The sequence below is a fragment of the Pseudoxanthomonas dokdonensis genome (assembly GCF_001431405.1).
Classification (GTDB): domain Bacteria; phylum Pseudomonadota; class Gammaproteobacteria; order Xanthomonadales; family Xanthomonadaceae; genus Pseudoxanthomonas_A; species Pseudoxanthomonas_A dokdonensis.
In genome coordinates, this window is the sequence record NZ_LDJL01000009.1 from 100,841 (window position 1) to 117,178 (window position 16,338).

13 protein-coding genes are annotated in these 16,338 nt (G+C 58.5%); 3 read left to right on the forward strand and 10 right to left on the reverse strand.

The window, feature by feature from the left end; translation table 11 throughout:
- The first annotated feature begins 105 nt into the window (after window positions 1–105).
- Window positions 106–2,391 carry a reprolysin-like metallopeptidase gene (locus ABB29_RS09150; protein WP_057658325.1) on the forward strand — a complete coding sequence of 762 codons (2,286 nt, stop codon included), beginning with the start codon at window positions 106–108 and terminating at the stop codon, window positions 2,389–2,391.
- Between the two features lie 903 nt (window positions 2,392–3,294).
- On the opposite strand, the gene ABB29_RS09155 is transcribed toward ABB29_RS09150, so the two are convergent.
- The 5 genes from ABB29_RS09155 to ABB29_RS09175 all read right to left on the reverse strand — a co-directional run bounded on the left by ABB29_RS09155 (window position 3,295) and on the right by ABB29_RS09175 (window position 9,872).
- On the reverse strand, window positions 3,295–4,233 hold the full coding sequence (locus ABB29_RS09155) for a lysylphosphatidylglycerol synthase transmembrane domain-containing protein (RefSeq protein ID WP_057658326.1): 939 nt from the start codon (window positions 4,231–4,233) through the stop codon (window positions 3,295–3,297).
- A complete protein-coding gene (locus ABB29_RS09160) occupies window positions 4,230–4,967 on the reverse strand; it encodes a class I SAM-dependent methyltransferase (protein WP_083487717.1) in 738 nt (245 codons plus the stop codon). Before ABB29_RS09160 ends, ABB29_RS09155 begins: the two co-directional genes overlap by 4 nt.
- An 18-nt stretch (window positions 4,968–4,985) precedes the next feature.
- Window positions 4,986–6,092: a glycosyltransferase family 4 protein gene (locus ABB29_RS16125; protein ID WP_083487719.1), complete on the reverse strand. Its 1,107-nt coding sequence runs from the start codon at window positions 6,090–6,092 to the stop codon at window positions 4,986–4,988.
- Window positions 6,093–6,179: 87 nt separating this feature from the next.
- Complete coding sequence (locus ABB29_RS09170; protein ID WP_057658329.1) at window positions 6,180–8,243, reverse strand: glycoside hydrolase family 99-like domain-containing protein; 2,064 nt, start codon at window positions 8,241–8,243, stop codon at window positions 6,180–6,182.
- A 6-nt stretch (window positions 8,244–8,249) separates the two neighbouring features.
- Window positions 8,250–9,872 carry an electron transfer flavoprotein-ubiquinone oxidoreductase gene (locus tag ABB29_RS09175; RefSeq protein ID WP_057658330.1) on the reverse strand — a complete coding sequence of 541 codons (1,623 nt, stop codon included), beginning with the start codon at window positions 9,870–9,872 and terminating at the stop codon, window positions 8,250–8,252.
- A 118-nt stretch (window positions 9,873–9,990) separates the two neighbouring features.
- Between ABB29_RS09175 and ABB29_RS09180 the strand changes: the two genes are divergently transcribed.
- Window positions 9,991–10,560 (forward strand): alpha-ketoglutarate-dependent dioxygenase AlkB family protein, encoded by a 570-nt coding sequence (locus tag ABB29_RS09180; protein WP_057658331.1) that lies wholly within the window; start codon window positions 9,991–9,993, stop codon window positions 10,558–10,560.
- Here ABB29_RS09180 and ABB29_RS09185 read toward each other — a convergent pair.
- The 5 genes from ABB29_RS09185 to ABB29_RS09205 are packed head-to-tail and all read right to left on the reverse strand — an operon-like array spanning window position 10,557 to window position 14,944.
- Complete coding sequence (locus tag ABB29_RS09185) at window positions 10,557–11,192, reverse strand: ABC-type transport auxiliary lipoprotein family protein (protein ID WP_057658332.1); 636 nt, start codon at window positions 11,190–11,192, stop codon at window positions 10,557–10,559. The genes ABB29_RS09180 and ABB29_RS09185 overlap by 4 nt on opposite strands.
- Window positions 11,189–12,115 (reverse strand): MlaD family protein, encoded by a 927-nt coding sequence (locus tag ABB29_RS09190; protein ID WP_057658333.1) that lies wholly within the window; start codon window positions 12,113–12,115, stop codon window positions 11,189–11,191. The genes ABB29_RS09185 and ABB29_RS09190 overlap by 4 nt, the downstream gene beginning before the upstream one ends.
- A 3-nt stretch (window positions 12,116–12,118) precedes the next feature.
- On the reverse strand, window positions 12,119–12,931 hold the full coding sequence (locus tag ABB29_RS09195) for an ABC transporter ATP-binding protein (RefSeq protein WP_057658335.1): 813 nt from the start codon (window positions 12,929–12,931) through the stop codon (window positions 12,119–12,121).
- A gap of 4 nt (window positions 12,932–12,935) precedes the next feature.
- Complete coding sequence (locus ABB29_RS09200) at window positions 12,936–14,051, reverse strand: ABC transporter permease (protein WP_057658337.1); 1,116 nt, start codon at window positions 14,049–14,051, stop codon at window positions 12,936–12,938.
- Window positions 14,048–14,944, reverse strand: coding sequence for a DMT family transporter (locus ABB29_RS09205; RefSeq protein ID WP_170185861.1), 897 nt, complete (start codon window positions 14,942–14,944; stop codon window positions 14,048–14,050). Before ABB29_RS09205 ends, ABB29_RS09200 begins: the two co-directional genes overlap by 4 nt.
- Window positions 14,945–15,044: 100 nt before the next feature.
- On the opposite strand from ABB29_RS09205, the gene ABB29_RS09210 reads away from it, so the two are divergent.
- Complete coding sequence (locus ABB29_RS09210) at window positions 15,045–16,289, forward strand: threonine/serine exporter family protein (RefSeq protein ID WP_057658341.1); 1,245 nt, start codon at window positions 15,045–15,047, stop codon at window positions 16,287–16,289.
- Window positions 16,290–16,338: the final 49 nt, after the last annotated feature.

A 16,338-nucleotide genomic window follows, 5' to 3' on the forward strand; every position in this document is an offset into this window, starting at 1 on the left:
TCCAGCCGGGAAATGCCGCGTTTTCATGTCAAATTAACGGAGTCGTGAGCGCCCAGCCGGTATATTGGCGCTCTGTTTGAACTGCCTTCGTGAAGCGGGATACCGATGAAATACCGGCTCGGCGCGTGCGCCGCTATGTTGCTGCTGGCTGCGTGCCAGAACGGTGGTGTTGACGGGGAGGCGAAGGTCGCGAAGAACGCATCCCATGCCGGCCCGTTGCCCACCTTGGCCACGGCTGGTCCGCTGGCCCGGGCTTCCATCGCCAGTGCGCCCGATCGTGGTGCATTGATGGAATATGGCAACGGCGGCAAGCCAATGAAGCGCGAGGGTGCGTATACCTGGTACCCGGTGCAGGTCAGCGAAGAGCATGCCATCCGCGCCATCGTCGATGGCGAAATGACCATCCCCTATCCCGACGGTACCCAGGCCAAACTGCGCTACGAGCGCCACGTGGAAGGTGCCGACGGAAACTGGAGCTGGATCGGCCGCGTGGAAGGCGGCGACCCGGGTCAGGAGGCCATCCTGACGTTTGGTGAGCAAGCCGTCTTTGCCTCAATCCCACAGCGAAACGGCCAGCCGCCACTTGAACTGCGCAGTTCAGATGGCCGCTTGTGGGCAGTAACAGCCGATCCCGACAAGCTTGTGATTCCAGACAGTGCGGGGGATACCAGGATTCCCGGCCCTCACCCCAGCGAGCCGATTGCGGCGTCCATGCAAGCCGAAGCACGGCATGTAACCGCGAGCGCGGTTGCCGCAGCGGCAACCCAGACTGCTGGCAACACGATTGACGTGGCCATCGGCTACAGCTCGGGTTTCCGCGCCGCCCACGGTAGCCAGTCAGCGGCGGTGACCCGCTTGAACTTCCTGATTGAAGTGGGCAACCAGACTTTCCGTAACAGCAACGTCAATGGCTACCTGCGACTTGTCCATGCGGTGGAGGTCAACTATACGGACGCCACCAGTAACGAAAGCGCGTTACTTCAGTTGACTGGTACCGATGGTACCAGTGCCGTAACAGTCCCTTCGTCGCTCGCACCGCTGCGGAGTGCCCGTGACGCGTATGGCGCCGATATTGCCATTCTCGTCCGCAAGTTCAGCGACCCGGAAAACGAAGGGTGCGGTATTGCCTGGATCAATGGCGCACGCTTGAACCCCATCACACCGGCCACGGACGCAGTGTATGGGTATGCTGTCGTGGGAGACGGGTCTGACACAGGTTCCGACGGGAGGACTTATTACTGCTCAGACGAAACACTGATTCACGAGTCCGCTCATTTGATGGGCTCGGCCCATGAGTTGGCTAATTCACCCAGCCCAGGAGCCTATCCGTATTCCTATGGTTACGTATCCACGGCCTATAACTTCCGCACGGTGATGGCCTACGGTCAACCAGGGCAGAAGTTATACAGGACTTTTTCTAATCCAAAGATTGCCTATTGTGGCGGCTATTTATGCGGTGCCGCCAATCAAAGCGACAACGCGTTGAGTCTCAATCAAACTCTCCCAAAAATTATGCAGTTCCGCGCTTCGGTTATCCCCTTTCGTCGAGGGTTGAAGAATGATTTTAATGGAGATGGGTTTTCAGATCTCGTATGGAGGCACAAGGTCACGAACGAGAACTCAATCTGGAACTCCACAAGCCCTCAGGGTGCGGCGAGCTCTTTCGCTGCGGCAAATTGGCATGCAGTTGGATATGACGATTTCAATGGGGACGGCCGGGCAGACATTCTATGGAGAGACCTGCATAGCGGCGCCAACGCAATATGGTGGAGTGGAATTGCTGCCGGTTCCTTTGCCACTGTGGCCAGTGCGGCCTGGAAAGTAGTGGGTACGGGAGATTTCGACGGGAATGGCCAAGCAGACGTTTTGTGGAGAAATCAAAGTACAGGTGAGAACTCAATTTGGTGGTCAGGGTCGCCTAACGCAGCTACGTTGAGCAGAGCCAGCTCAATGTGGGAGGTCGCTGCGACCGGTGATTTCAATGGCGATGGTAAGTGGGATATATTGTGGCGGGCGGCTAAAGGCTCATCAAACGCCATCTGGTACTCTGGGTCACCGCAAGGAGCGTCGGCGAGCCAGGCTGCAGCTGTATGGCGAGTAGCTGGGGCAGGCGATTTCAATGGTGACGGAAAGTTCGATATTCTTTGGCACACTGACACGGGCTCCAATTCAATCTGGTGGTCTGGCTCCCCAAGTGGTGCCGATAACAGCAATGTAAAGCCTGCTTGGAGTGTGGCAGGAATCGGCGATTACAACGGCGATGGTAAATGGGATATCTTTTGGCATAATAGCGAGAGTGCCGAGAACGTCATCTGGCAGTCAGGAGATTCTCGCCTATCCAGGTCAGTATCGAAAGTTAATGACAGGAACTGGTTTGTGATCAAGTTCTAGAAGTGGCGAGTGCCGATACGCTGGATGCTGGATTGACTTCATAGCTTTCCTGACGGTCACGTTACTGCGGTGGTCCAGGCAATGAATACCCCGTCCAGAAGCTCCGATCCCTGTATGTGCATAGCTTGCGACAAGCCAACTTTCTGGATCAGCTGTTTGACCGTTCTCACCACGGCCGGCGTTCTTTAGGTACCGCCGACCTATGTGGAACCTGTCGATTGAAGTCGTTGTTGGCGTTGAAGGTCCGCAGCCGCCGTTCCGGGACTAGCGCGTCAGACATGAAGTTGACCGATCAATTGTGTAGGGCGACCACGGTACTCACTCGCCGGCGGAGCCACCGCTTGATGGCTTATTGACCTCTTCAGCATTGCACGAAGCGATACGCCTGCTTGGGGTATCAGTCCGATGTCTCCATAGCAGACTGCTTCGCTCCTTGCGCTGCTCCCATGACAGGTTTTCCAGGATGGAGTTGTCCAGCGCACCCTCCGTGTGGGCCACTAGGGTTGAGGTTGTCGGTCTCCGATTCCTTCATCTCTCCTCATTTTGTGTAACTCAAAGGCGTACCTTATCGCCGTGAGCTAAAATAGATAGACATGCTCATGATGACCCACTGGAATCCTGTCCGGAACGTTGCATTCCTCGAAGCAGGCAACGATGAGTAAAGCGATAGAAGAAGCGCTCAAGCGCTGAACCACCCGGAGCCGCACTGGTGCTTGAGATTACCTAAGGGGAGACGAGAACGCTGCCAGCCGCCGGGTTGTTCTAACGCCAGCCGACATAAAGACTGGATGGAGGACGGCAAGCATTGCGTGGCGAATAACTGCTTTCCGCAACTGAATTGCGGAGTGATTTGGCGTTGCGCGTCGCACTACTTACTACAAGCCGAAGAAGCTTCCGCCATGATCAAGGCCGAGTTTGGTTGATACTTCTTGTACTCAGGGCCAGTCCTGCAAAGTAAGAAAAACCGTCACCCAATATGGTGACTAGACGGAACAAAGCAGTGGCGGCGATAGCTGCCTCCAAGCCATAAAGCTGTGACAACCCTAGAACCAGCAAGGCTTCGCGGACTCCGAGACCAGCAGGAGCGCCAGGAACCATGAAGCCAACCAACCAGGAAACCGCGTATATTCCTATGATACTGGCGTAAGCAGGAACAGCTGCATCAGAAACGCCACTTACTACCAGCCATATGGATGCCGTGCCAAGAAGAAAATTCAGCGCCTGCAACATCATCGTATAACATAGAAGCTTGCGGGGTTCAGGTTTAGATATAACTTCCCTCAGTACATAAATACTGCGATGCAACTGATGACGGACTCTTCTGAAGAGGAACGCCATTGTAGCGAAGACGACTAGTATGGCAATCGCAACTGTGAGGGTGCGTAGCAAGCTAGCACCGTATCGGGCAGAGATTTCTGGCAGTAAATCAAGCGCAAATAGAGAGAAGATGGATGCAGTCGCAATCACGATGATTGTTTCAAGGACCATGCTGGATATGCAACGAGTGCTATCAATGCCTAGTCGCTTTGCTAGAAAGATGCGACCAATATGCTGCCCAATATTGCCAGGAAGATACTTGCCTATCTGCGATCTAGCTATGACGTCAAGAGAAGTTTGGTAATGTATGCCAACACCCTCAATCCGGAGCAATAGTTGCCAGGCCTTGGCTAGTACCAAGTAGGAGGCCGCATACATAATAACGCTAATGCCGACAAGTAAGCTGTCAGAAATGTCGAAGGATATAGTTTCTATTGCATGCCACTGTTTGGATAACGCTATCACAAACAGAGCAAGACACGCGGCTGAGAGGATCAAGCCTAAAGTCGCGATCACCCGTTTCATCGATCTTTCACTTCCATCTTGAATATGATGGTGGAAATTAATGGTGATAATAAACGTATAAAAAAGGAAGGAAGTCGGCGCGCAAGGAACGTTGCGAAATCTGACTTCGAGTACTCAAGATTGAGGGTTGTACGAACCGCTTCAACCAGCATATCCTGATAGTTGAAATTAGCAGAGTCTAAAAGGTTCTTCAGTGTAGGGGCGCTGAGCGGTAAACAATCGTAGTGCGTGCCACGTTTGGTCAGGCGCAAATAATAATCTGCCATGAACAATGGCAACCAACTCAAGAATGCTAGACGATAGTGAGGCTCGATGATTCTCCACTTGTTAGGCACTGCAAGATACGCGCACCCAGAAGGCTTAAGGACACGCCGTATTTCAAGTAAATGATTGAGCTGTTCGTTCTCATCGCCCACGTGTTCGATAACGTGATTACTTATAATAATGTCGAACTTGGCTGAATCAAAGGGCAGCGTGGTGCCAGTCACCAGGTTGAAGTCATACCCATCATGGACGATGCGATTATCAACCACGTCCACCGCATGGACGCACATATCAGGAGAGCCGAGCAATTTTAGTGTGCTGGAGATGGCGCCGGACCCGCAACCGATCTCCAGAACTTCCTTTGCTGACTTGAATCGCTCAGGGCCGATTAATTCAATTATTTTTCGTGCTTTTAGTCTACGACTTTTCTCATCAAGTACCGCATGGGGCAGGCGGGATCTATTGGTCATTTTGTTACTCCGCCGAAGTTAGTTACTTTCAAGCATCTTCATGAAGGCCGAAGTCTGCTTGATGCTGGAGAAGTAGTCTCGTGCCGAACTGGCGATTTCTGCAGGTGACGGAAGCCGTTCACGCCGATCGGTCATCAGTATGGAATTCAATGCTGCTGTCCAGGCGTTAACGTCGCCCGAGGGCAGCAGAGTGCCGGTGACACCATCAACAACCGCATCCGTTAGCCCTTCAATCCCCGCCGCCACGAGTCGTCCACCTAACGCGGAAGTCTCCACCGCAACCAAACCAAACCCTTCTACGTCTAGGGCATCGTCGGAAGTAGTGACGTTTGGCATGACGACGACGTCAGCCGCCTCGACCATTCTTGCGAGTGCTATTGAATCGATACGCCCAACGCAGTATGTACGAGGACAATTACGAAGCTCGCTCTTGTACATACTATTTGTGGAATCGCCGGCGACAAAAAACGCCGCACCGCGACACAATGTGGGCACAACATTCCTAGCAAACCAAAGTGCACCTTTCCGTGGAACGAGTCTTCCAAAGTATAGTATTCTCGGCGCTCCGCTCAACGCAGTCCAACTATCAGGAAAGGTTACCTGATTTCTGTCGATATCTGGTGTGGTCTCCGGCAATGCTGGGTTGACCACGACGGAGCTTCTTACGCCAATTGACTGAGCCAGGCGGTTAGTGTGGGAAGAGATAGCGATTATTGACGTAAATGAATTTTGAAACAGGAGGAATCCTGAGAGATAAATTCGATAGATTCTGGACAGGAGTCCTTGACGCTTCTGGTAGACGAGGTCCAAGCCGTAAAGAACGACGAGTCTTCTTGCTTTAGGGTTTAATAATCGATGAAGGCAGGCAACAGGATAGAGCACTAGATCGCCAAATATGACGCGATCATAACTTCTTGCCCTGAGCAAGCAGATAAAACCGGCACGAAGAATGAAAAGTGCGTAGCGCATAAGTCCAGGCGCGCGACCGTCTGATTCACCCTTGAGAACAAGGAGATCGAGGTCGTAGATTTTCTGAAGCCCCCGGGCTAGCTCGACAGCATAGGTCTCCATTCCACCTATTGCTGGCGGCCATTTCCTCGAAACTAACAGAAGCTTTTCTTTCATGGGTGGAATTGAGCTGGGTCAGAGTAATAATAAGATAAGTCAGACATAGGATTGCCGTTCAACGCGCAGTTACCATCCAGCGGGCAATCATTTCGCGTAAGGATAAGTGATGGGAGATATTTTACTTGAGTAACCGCATACTTCAGACATAGTACTTACCTTGAAGCCCGAACTTTGCACGGAAACGCCGAAAGTCCTTTCAACAGCGTGAGCCAACGTGCCATCATTCTGTCCAGCTTCTGGATCAAAGTCTGAATCACGTAGAATGATGTCAAGTAGAGGTTGAATTGCTTGGAGCCTTACCCAGAACATGCTTCCAGACGGAAATAAAGCTTCCTGCTCTAAATGAATATCAGCGTGCTCTAGAAGTCTATACAAGTGCGTTTTGTTGCCACCCAAGTAGTCGTTCACTGCGAGCATATGCCCTTGCGCTCCCACGAGCCCTAGCTTAGGGTCCATGGAGAAGGCCGTGAGCAGCTTATGGATATGCGCACTGTCGGCGAGAATGCCGATTAGATCACGACGCCAGGCGTCGCCGTTCTCGATGTGGGGGGAGCGTTTGGTGTGGATTTTGAGAACAGTATCCACTCCAGAGTCGAGAAGATGACTTGCAGCTTTCAGGAAGGGAAGAACATCACGACCTCTGTTGGATACCAGCATGATATCCGATGCAAGGCCGTGACGTGCTGCGATTTCTTTTGCTTGCGACGCCCGCGTGGAATCGGTGGTTATAAGAAGCTTCCACTTTACTGCCACATGTTGAAGATGCTGCGCTATCTCCTCAAACACATCAAGATGCCAAACATGCACGATCGCGAATACTTGACCTTCTGTCCACTCTGCTTTTCTAGCAGGTAAAAGTGCTTGCCTTGTGGACTGAAGGTTGGTGAAACCAAATGTGGCGGAGGGTTCTAGAACAGCGCCTTCAGCCCATTCGTTCCAAGCATTGATGAATACTAGCTTGTCTTTGTCCGGTGTCCCTGCAAGGCGAACGTGGATGGTGTCATGAAGCCAGTCGCGGTAGCCGCGAGGAGACGCGTGGTGGTAGATGCGCCCTTTGCCAGAACGACGTGGCTCGTTGTCCCAACCACAGTTCACACCTGCATACAGGCGATAAGGCGGCATGGCTCTTCGCTTGTGCTCTCGGGCAAGTTGCCGCCAATCTAGAATCTCGCCGTCGAAATCTTTGTTGATCAGAACCTGATGCTGGCTTATGTTCGCAGGAGTGGACAGATTAGGCGGAAATTCAACCGCAGCATCGAAGTCGATGTCTCTCGGGTCGGGGCGCTCAAAACTCTGCACGTATGCGAGATGGATTTCTCCAATGCCATTGTCCAGACACCATTTGCGCCAGCGGCCAGCAGTGGCTTTCACATCTGGCAGAAGGCCTGGTCGATACACCAGCAGCATCGGCTTCCCGTCAACGCGCAGATAGCGGGGGTCTCGCATGTATTCGGAGACGTATTCAATGAAAGCCAGGTCATCCTCAGCTGAGTGCTGTTGCTCGATCAGGACTTCATTGGCCCGACCGTCCCAGGTTCTGGTCCAGTTCTCGTTTGCCCAGCAGAGGCAGATCGGGAAATCGATCGTAGGATCCGCCAGCCAGTTGCGCAGTGGTTTTTCGAGCAGGGTCTTGCCACCGAACCAATAGAAGTAGGAGCAGAAGGCACTGATTCCGTACTCACGCGCAAGCCGGGTCTGTTCCCGCATGACTTCAGGATTGCTCAAATCATAGAAGCCCAGATCGCCAGGCAACAAAGGTTGCTGATGACCCTCGAACTGCGGCAGTGCCCGGGTGACGTTGCGCCACTCGGTGAAACCTTTGCCCCACCATTCATCATTCTCTGGGATGGTGTGGAACTGCGGTAGATAGAATGCGATCAGCCTGGCTGGCAGCGGGTCGGGAAGGGGTTCCTTCTTATAGGGCACATGTCCGATCGCTGGCTCGTCTGCGCGAACATAGGCGCGGCGAGGCCTCACGTCACCGTTCAGTTGGCCACGCGGCCCCGACGGAACAATGTGGCTGTACCTATCGAGGAATTTTCGACGCAAATGGTCGCGCCTGGCTTCGCCAAGAGGCAGCAAACGGAAGACGAATCGCAAGCCGTAGAACAGTGCGCTCTTCAGTGTGTTGTGGCGATTGGAATGCACGTCGACTCAAAGATTCTGGTAATTCGGCCCCGAACCACCTTCCGGGGTGACCCAGGTGATGATTTCGTAGGGGTCCTTGATGTCGCAGGTCTTGCAGTGCACGCAGTTGGCGGCATTGATCTGCAGGCGCCTGGCCTGGCTGCCGTCCGCCTGTGCTTCGCTGACGATCTCGTAGACGCCGGCAGGACAGAAGCGGGCGCAGGGGTTGTCGTATTCCTCGGCGCACTGGCTGACGCAGATCGAGGTGTCGGCGACCTTCAGGTGCACTGGCTGGTCTTCGTCATGTTCGGTGGCGGCGTAATAGACGCCCTGCAGTCGGTCGCGCGGTGCCAGCGTGCGTTCGACGTAGTCGTGCCGTGGCTGTTCATGCTGGCCCAGCTTGTCCAGTGAGCACCAGTCGGGCTTAACCCTCAATGTCCACGGCGAGTGACCGCCGCTGACGGTCTCCCAGGCGGCGTTGAGCAGGCCCCACCACAGGCCTTTCTTGAAACCGGGTTTGATGTTCCGCACCTGACGGAGCTCGCGCATGACCGCCGAATCGCGCAACCTGGCGTCGAAGCCGGTGCTCTGCAGCGAACCCGCCAGGTGCTCGGCCGCCAGCATGCCACTGCGGATGGCCTGATGGGTTCCCTTGATTTTCGGTACGTTGAGCAGGCCGGCGGTGTCGCCAATCAACAGGGCGCCGGGCATTTCCACCTTGGGCAGCGACTGCCAGCCACCGGTAACGATGGCGCGGGCACCGGCCGACAGGATGCTGCCACCTTCCAGCAGCGGCTTGATCATGGGGTGGTTCTTCCATTGCTGGAAGGCTTCCCATGGCCGGTATTCCGGATCCTGGTAATCCAGCCCGCTGACATAGCCCAGCGCAATCTGATTGTTTTCCAGGTGGTAAAGAAAGCTGCCGGCGTAAGTCTTGTTGTCAGCGGGCCAGCCCAGTGTGTGGACAATCCTGCCCGGACTGACCCGACCTTCGGGTACCTGCCACAACTCCTTGATGCCGATGGAATAGGCCTGCGGGTCGCTGTCGGCATCCAGATTGAACTGCCGGACCAGGCGTTTGGTCAGGTGTCCGCGAGCACCTTCGGCCAGTACCGTGACCTTGGCCCGGATGTCGATGCCTTGGGTGAAGCCGGGCTTGTGACTACCGTCCTTGGCGATACCCATGTCGCCGATGCGCACGCCGACGACGGCGCCGCTGTCATCGTGCAACGTTTCACTGGCCGCGAAGCCAGGGTAGATCTCCACCCCCAACGCTTCGGCCTGCGGCGCCAGCCAGGCACACATGGCGCCGAGGCTGACAATGAAGTTGCCGTGGTTCTGCATGCCCGGCGGCACCAGCGGGAACTTGCGTCCACCGGTCTTGTTCAGGTGCCACAGTTCGTCTTCCTTGGCAGGCACGCAGATCGGTGGCGGGTTGTCGCGCCAGCCCGGCAGCAGCTCGTCCAGTGGACCCGGCTCGATGACCGCCCCGGACAGGATGTGCGCGCCGACGGTGCTGGCTTTCTCGATGACGCATACCGACAGCTCGGGATTCAGCTGCTTGAGTCGGATGGCAAACGACAGCCCGGCAGGCCCGGCACCGACGGTCACGATGTCGTACTCCATCACATCGCGTTCTGCATCGGTCATCGGGTGTTCCTCGTTTGGCGTTGGGCTGGTGCTATTTTCAGGGTTTGCGGGGAGAGGGGCAAATCGACGGGCCATGACCATACTGACAGGCGCATCCTGGAACGGGAGCTTGCCGGCGATGGCGGACGCCGAGCTGAGCTTCATCCCGGGCTGGCTGGGCGCCGATGAAGCCGCGTCCGCCTTCGGCCAGTTGCGCGACAGTATTGCCTGGCAATGCCATCGGATCCGCATGTTCGGGCGAATGGTGGACTCGCCACGGTTGAGCTGCTGGATCGGTGACGCCGACGCGCACTACCGCTACTCCGGCAGCGACTTCTTGCCGCAGCCATGGCTGCCGGTGCTACAGGCTTGGCGCGAGCGCCTGCAATCGGAACTCGGCCATCGTTTCAACAGCGTGCTGGCCAACTATTACCGCGATGGCGCCGATGCCATGGGCTGGCATAGCGATAACGAGCCGGAACTCGGCCCCGAGCCGGTCATCGCCTCACTGAGCCTGGGCGCGACACGTCGTTTCCTGCTCAAGCATCGAACTGATCCGCAGCGGCGCCTGACGATCGAATTGCCGCCAGGCAGTCTGCTGGTAATGGCTGGCGGCACCCAGGCGCATTATCGCCATGCGTTGCCACGGACCGCGCGTCCGGTAGGCGGCCGTATCAACCTGACCTTCCGCTGGGTCAATCCCGGTTAACGGGTGACTGGATGGGCCAGCGTGTCATTCTGGCCGCTGTTCAAGGTCCAGCCGACAATCTCCGGTGTCAGTTTTTCCAGGGCCAGGGTGAAGGCATCGGCCACCTGCGCAGTCTGGGTCGATGCCGCGGTCTGGGCCACCTGGAAGGTACGAGAGGCGACCACCCGTTGGCCGTTGATGCGCACCAGTTTGGCATTGAGTTCGATCACCGCGTCCGGGATTGTGTTGCCGGCATAGTCGGCCTCGAAGCGACGCACATCCATGACCAGTTTGTAATCGCCGAGAATGCCGGTTTCGGAGTTCGCCACAGCGCCAATCCTGCCGGAGTCCTCGAGCGTCTGCAGGACCGCGTCCTGGACCATATGGGTGGCCGGCTGCGACCAGGCGGCGCCCTTGTAGATCTGCAGTTCGCCCGGTGCCGGCCGGACCATGATGCGGGGACTGTCGATGACCCGTGCCGCGGTCGGTCGCGCCACCACCAGCGACCACGACACCGTGGGCCATGCCGGATCGGTTTTCACGCTGACTTCGGGCGAGTAGATGCTGATGTTGTCGCGTTCACCCCCCCCGATGATCGAACAGGCGCCGCAGGACAGCAGGACCAAGGGCAGCAGATAGCGGAAAGCGTTCATTTGGGTTCGAACTCCTTGGGCGTGTCGTGTCCGAGCAGATAGCGGGCGGGGTTGTCGTCCAGACGGTCACTGATCCGGCGCAGGTCGCGGACCAGACCGCGCAGTTCGGTCAGGGTCGGGCCGAGCTGGCCCAGACCATCATTGGCAAAGCTGTTGATGGCCGCACGGTTCTCGCCCAGGATCGCATCGGCATTGCCGGCGGCCGAATCCAGCTTGGCCAGGGTGGTATCCAGTTTGTCGATGATCTGGGGCAACTGCTGCACCAGGTTGCGGTCAAGATTTTCCAACGCGCCATTGGTGGTCACCAGGGTGGTGTCGAGGCGGCGTGCGGCATCGCGTGCGGAGATCAGCAGCGCCTGTACGCCTTCCTCGCGGTTGGACAACGATCCACTGAGCGTTTCCAGGTTCTGCAGGGTAGTACTGATGCTGGCGACGTTCTTGTCGCTCAGCACCTGATCCATGCGCTCGACGATGCGTGCGGCGGTATCGGTGATGTTCTGCAGCGCCGACGGCGCGGTCTGGATGATCGGCGCTTCGCGTGAATCGACCGAGGTCAGCGAGGCCGCCTGCGGGGTACCACCGCTGAGCTGGATGATGGTGGGGCCAGTGAGGCTGGTGATGGCCAGCTTGGCGCGGGTATCGGTCTTGACCGGGGTCGAGGATTCGACCCGGATATCGGCGATGACCTGGCGCGGATCATTCGGCGCCAGCGACAGCTTGGTGATGGAGCCGACCGAAATACCGTTGTACTGGACCGGGCTGCCGACCGTCAGGCCGGTGACCGCCTCGCGGAACACGATCTGGTAATTCTGCCAGGTGCGTTCAGTCGAATATTTGGCGGCCCACAGCCCGAACAACAGCAGCGCTATCGCCACGATGATGGTGAAAGCGCCGATCAACACGTAATTGGCTTTGGTTTCCATTGCTTATCCTGCCGTTTGCCGGGTGCGCTGCAGATAATCCTCGCGACCTTCGCGCGCAGCGCGCGCGCGCGGGCCGTGGAAGTACTCCTGCACCCATGGGTGATCGAAATTCTCGACGTCCTTGATCGGGGCCACTGCGATGACCTTTTTATCGGCCAGCACCGCGATGCGATCGCAGATGGCGTACAGCGTGTCCAGGTCATGGGTGATCAGGAACACGGTCAGCCCCAATGCTTCCTGCAGGGTCTTGATCAGGCGGTCGAAGGCGGCCGCGCCAATCGGATCCAGGCCGGCCGTGGGTTCATCCAGGAACAGCAGCGGCGGGTCCAGTGCCAGTGCCCGCGCCAGGCCGGCGCGCTTGCGCATGCCGCCTGACAACTGCGAAGGCAGCTTGTTGATGGCGTCGGCCGGCAATCCGGCCAGTTTGACCTTGAGCAGCGACAGTTCGTAGCGCCAGATCTCCTTCAACTCCGGGTGATGCTCCTTCAGCGGCACCTGCACGTTTTCACCCACGGTCAGCGAGGAAAACAGCGCGCCGTCCTGGAACAGCACGCCGGTATGACGTTCAATGTGCTGGCGCGCGCGCTGGTCGCCATGCAGCGCATCCTCGCCGAGCACCGATATCTCGCCACCCTGCGGGGTGTTGAGGCCGAGGATCGAGCGCATCAGCACCGACTTGCCGGTGCCGGAACCGCCAACCACGCCGATGATTTCGCCGCGGCGTACGTCCAGATCCAATGCGTCATGCACCAGCTGGTCACCAAAGCGGTTGGTCAGGCCACGGATGCGGATGATCGGCTGCTCGTCTTCGGTCATCGTCTCACCAACCCATGTTCAGGAACCACATCGCCGCTATCGCGTCGATGATGATGACCAGCGAAATGGCCTGGACCACCGACGAGGTGGTGCGCTCGCCGACCGATTGCGCGGTGCCTTCGACCTGCATGCCTTCCAGGCAGCCAATCAGGCCGATCACCAGTGCGAAAACCGGAGCCTTCGACATGCCGACCAGGAAGTGCCTGATCTCGATGGTTTCATGCATGCGTGCCAGGTAAAGCTGCGGTGGGATGTCCAGGTCGAACGCGCCCACCGTCACGCCGCCGGCCAGGCCGGCCAACATTGACAGGAAGGTCAGCAGCGGCAGCATCAATACCAGCGCGATCAATCGCGGCAGTACCAGCAGATCAATCGGATCCAGGCCGAGGGTGCGGATCGCATCGACTTCCTCGCGGCTCTTCATCGCCCCGATCTGCGCGGTGAATGCACTGGCGGTGCGGCCGGCCAGCACGATCGCGGTCAGCAGCACGGCGAATTCGCGCAGGAAGGCGATGCTGACCAGTTCGACGACGTACAGCTCGGCACCGAAATCGCGCAGCACGGTCGAGCCGAGGAAGGCGATGACCGCGCCGACTAGATACGACAACACCGCCACCAGCGGCACCGCATCCAGGCCCACGCTTTCCATGTGCGAGACCGTCGCGGTCAGCCGGAAGCGCCGTGGCTCCTTGAACAGGCGAATCAGCTTGACCAGATTCTCGCCGGTGAAGCTGAGCAGGGTGACGGTCTGGCGGGCGTTGGCGTGGACCCGGTAGCCGAGCCGCGACAATGCGGCGAGGAAACCATAATCGCGCTTGTGCGGCGGACGGTCGTCGGCGACCAGTTCGATGGTGCAGACCAGCGAGCGATGTTCCTCGCGGAACTTGATGGCGTCGGCATCCAGCCCGCGGCGGTTGGCAAAACGCAGCAGCTGCAGTACGCCGGCTGAATCTATCCGCTCTATTCCGCTGGCGTCGAGTTCGCGCACCCCTTCCGGAATCTGCCGCAGTTGTTCGGCCACGACCAGTGCGGTGGAAAGCGTCCAGTCACCCTGCAGGCGTATCTGCCCGGGTCGGTCCTGGTCTTGCTGGCATTGGGGGTGCGCGTCGGTCTGGGTCATAGTGTCACTCGTCCAGAAAGCATACAGGCTATGCCCGTGAAGGTAAGCACCACGCCGGCCCAGGCGCGCCTGCCAACTGGCTCGCGCAGCCACCACGCACCCAGCATGACCAGGAACACCGAGGCGCTCTCATTGAGGATGGCGGCTATCGAAGCGCTGGTGTATTTGTAACCACCCAGCCACAACAGCATCGACACCCCCTGTCCCAACAGTGCGGCAACCCACAGTCGTGGCCATGGCACCTGTGAGGCATCAAACGTTACCAGGCTGCGCAGCGCCGGCAGCCGCGACAGCACGGCGAGCCCGGCCACCGCACCGAGCAAACGCAGCACGGTGATCCAGATCAGCGAGTGCTGCTCCAGTGGCTGCTTGACCATCACGATGGCGATGGCCATCAGCGCAATCGACAACATACCGATCAGCACGCCGCGCACGCCATGCCGGGGCTGGGTGCGCCACTGGCTTGGCGGTCGCGCCACCAGCAACACCCCCAGCGCCACCAGGGCGAACCCCAGCCATTGCCAGCCGCCAAGCCGTTCGCCCAGGAACACATAGCCCAGCAGCAGCACCGAAGGACTGTAGAGGTTGCCGATGACGCCCATGCGCCCGGCGCCGAGTTCGTTCAATGCACGGAAGTACAGGGTGTCGGCGACCGCAATGCCCAGCACGCCGCTCAGCAGCACCCAGGCCCATTGCGCGGCTGCCATCGTTGGCCACGCATGCCCATGCAACAGCAGGGCCAATGGCAGCAGCACCATCAGCACCATGCCATTCTTCAGCAGCGCCAACGCCAGCGGCGGTATATGCGCGCCGAGCTGTCGGGCCAGGATGACCCCGACTGCCCAGGTGGCCGCGCTGGCCAACGAAAGCGCCTCTCCCAATCCGCTGTCCACCCTGCCTCCCGTCGCTCCGCAGCCGGACAGTGTAAACACTGCGGCAACGTGGCGCTGACCGCATTGATCCCAGCCGCGTGCTTGGCCTCATACTAATGTGATGACGGATACTTCAGCGGCCACCACCTATGCGCAGCGCGTTGGCTTTGTCAGTGAGATGGCCAGCCGCCTGCACCGCTACGGCACCACCGCCCAACGCATGGAAAGCACGGTCATCGCGCTGTCGCAGCGGCTGGGCGTGGACTGCGAGCCGTGGTCCAGTCCGACCGGCATCATCCTGAGTTTCAACGATCCGACCCGCCCCCTGGGCGCCACCGATACCACCCGGGTGCTGCGCCTGGGCCTGGGTGAAACCGACTTGAACAAGCTCAGCGAGACCGACCGCATCGCCGAGGATGTAGTGGCCGGCAAGATGAGCGTGGCCGATGGCCACAGCGCGTTGCGCAAACTGGATACACCCGCCAGTGGTGGGCGCAGGTTGCTGGAGCTGCTGGCCTCGGGGCTGGCCTCGGCCGCGGTGGCGGCCTTGTGGCGCCTGCCGTGGCTCGACATCGCCACCGCCGGCATCATCGGCCTGTTGATCGGCCTGCTGTTCCTGTTCATCGAGCGGCGTCCGCAGATGAAGGAAGCCGGCGATGCCATCGCCGCGCTGGTCGCCAGCGGGGTGACCTTGCTGGTCGCCAATTTCGTCGCCCCGCTCAATCTCAATACCGTGATCATCGCGTCACTGATCGTCCTGCTGCCGGGCATGGCGCTGACCAACTCGGTCAATGAACTGACCAGCCAGCATCTGGTATCCGGCATCGCCCGTTTTGCCGGGGCGATGGCGACCATCCTCAAGCTGACCGTCGGCAGTGTGTTGGCGGTGACATTGGCCCAGTTGCTGGGCCTGTACCCTGAAGTGCGCGCGCTGCGGCCGCAGCCGGACTGGGTGGAGTGGACCGCGCTGGTACTGGCTGCTTACGCATTCGCGGTGTTGTTCCGGGCGCATCGCCGTGATTATGTCTGGGTGATTACCGCCTCGATCATCGGCTATGTGATCTCGCGCAGCGCCGGTGCCGCGTGGGGTAGCCCGGCCGGGATTTTCCTGTCGGCACTGGTGGTGACCGCTGGCGGCAATGCGTTCGCGCGCTGGGCCAACCGGCCCGGTGCCATCATCCGGGTGCCGGGCATCCTGATGCTGGTTCCCGGCAGCGCCAGCCTGCGCGGGCTGATGTCGCTGGTGCAGCAGCAGGACATGGGCGTCGGCCAATCAGCCTTGCTCGGAGTGATGAACATAGTAATGGCGCTGATTGCCGGCCTGTTGTTCGGCAACCTGCTGGTGTCCGCGCGCAAGAATCTCTAGCGCGGAAAAAACGCCGGCGATGCCGGCGTTTCTCTTGTTTCCAGGCTTC

Excerpts from the sequence above, each read along its gene's own strand:
- ABB29_RS09200 (WP_057658337.1), bottom strand. The coding sequence starts at position 14,051 with ATGACCCAGACCGACGCGCACCCCCAATGCCAGCAAGACCAGGACCGA.
- ABB29_RS09155 (WP_057658326.1), bottom strand. The coding sequence starts at position 4,233 with ATGAAACGGGTGATCGCGACTTTAGGCTTGATCCTCTCAGCCGCGTGT.
- ABB29_RS09150 (WP_057658325.1), top strand. The coding sequence starts at position 106 with ATGAAATACCGGCTCGGCGCGTGCGCCGCTATGTTGCTGCTGGCTGCG.
- ABB29_RS16125 (WP_083487719.1), bottom strand. The coding sequence starts at position 6,092 with ATGAAAGAAAAGCTTCTGTTAGTTTCGAGGAAATGGCCGCCAGCAATA.
- ABB29_RS09175 (WP_057658330.1), bottom strand. The coding sequence starts at position 9,872 with ATGACCGATGCAGAACGCGATGTGATGGAGTACGACATCGTGACCGTC.
- ABB29_RS09210 (WP_057658341.1), top strand. The coding sequence starts at position 15,045 with ATGACGGATACTTCAGCGGCCACCACCTATGCGCAGCGCGTTGGCTTT.
- ABB29_RS09185 (WP_057658332.1), bottom strand. The coding sequence starts at position 11,192 with ATGAACGCTTTCCGCTATCTGCTGCCCTTGGTCCTGCTGTCCTGCGGC.
- ABB29_RS09160 (WP_083487717.1), bottom strand. The coding sequence starts at position 4,967 with ATGACCAATAGATCCCGCCTGCCCCATGCGGTACTTGATGAGAAAAGT.
- ABB29_RS09190 (WP_057658333.1), bottom strand. The coding sequence starts at position 12,115 with ATGGAAACCAAAGCCAATTACGTGTTGATCGGCGCTTTCACCATCATC.
- ABB29_RS09195 (WP_057658335.1), bottom strand. The coding sequence starts at position 12,931 with ATGACCGAAGACGAGCAGCCGATCATCCGCATCCGTGGCCTGACCAAC.
- ABB29_RS09180 (WP_057658331.1), top strand. The coding sequence starts at position 9,991 with ATGGCGGACGCCGAGCTGAGCTTCATCCCGGGCTGGCTGGGCGCCGAT.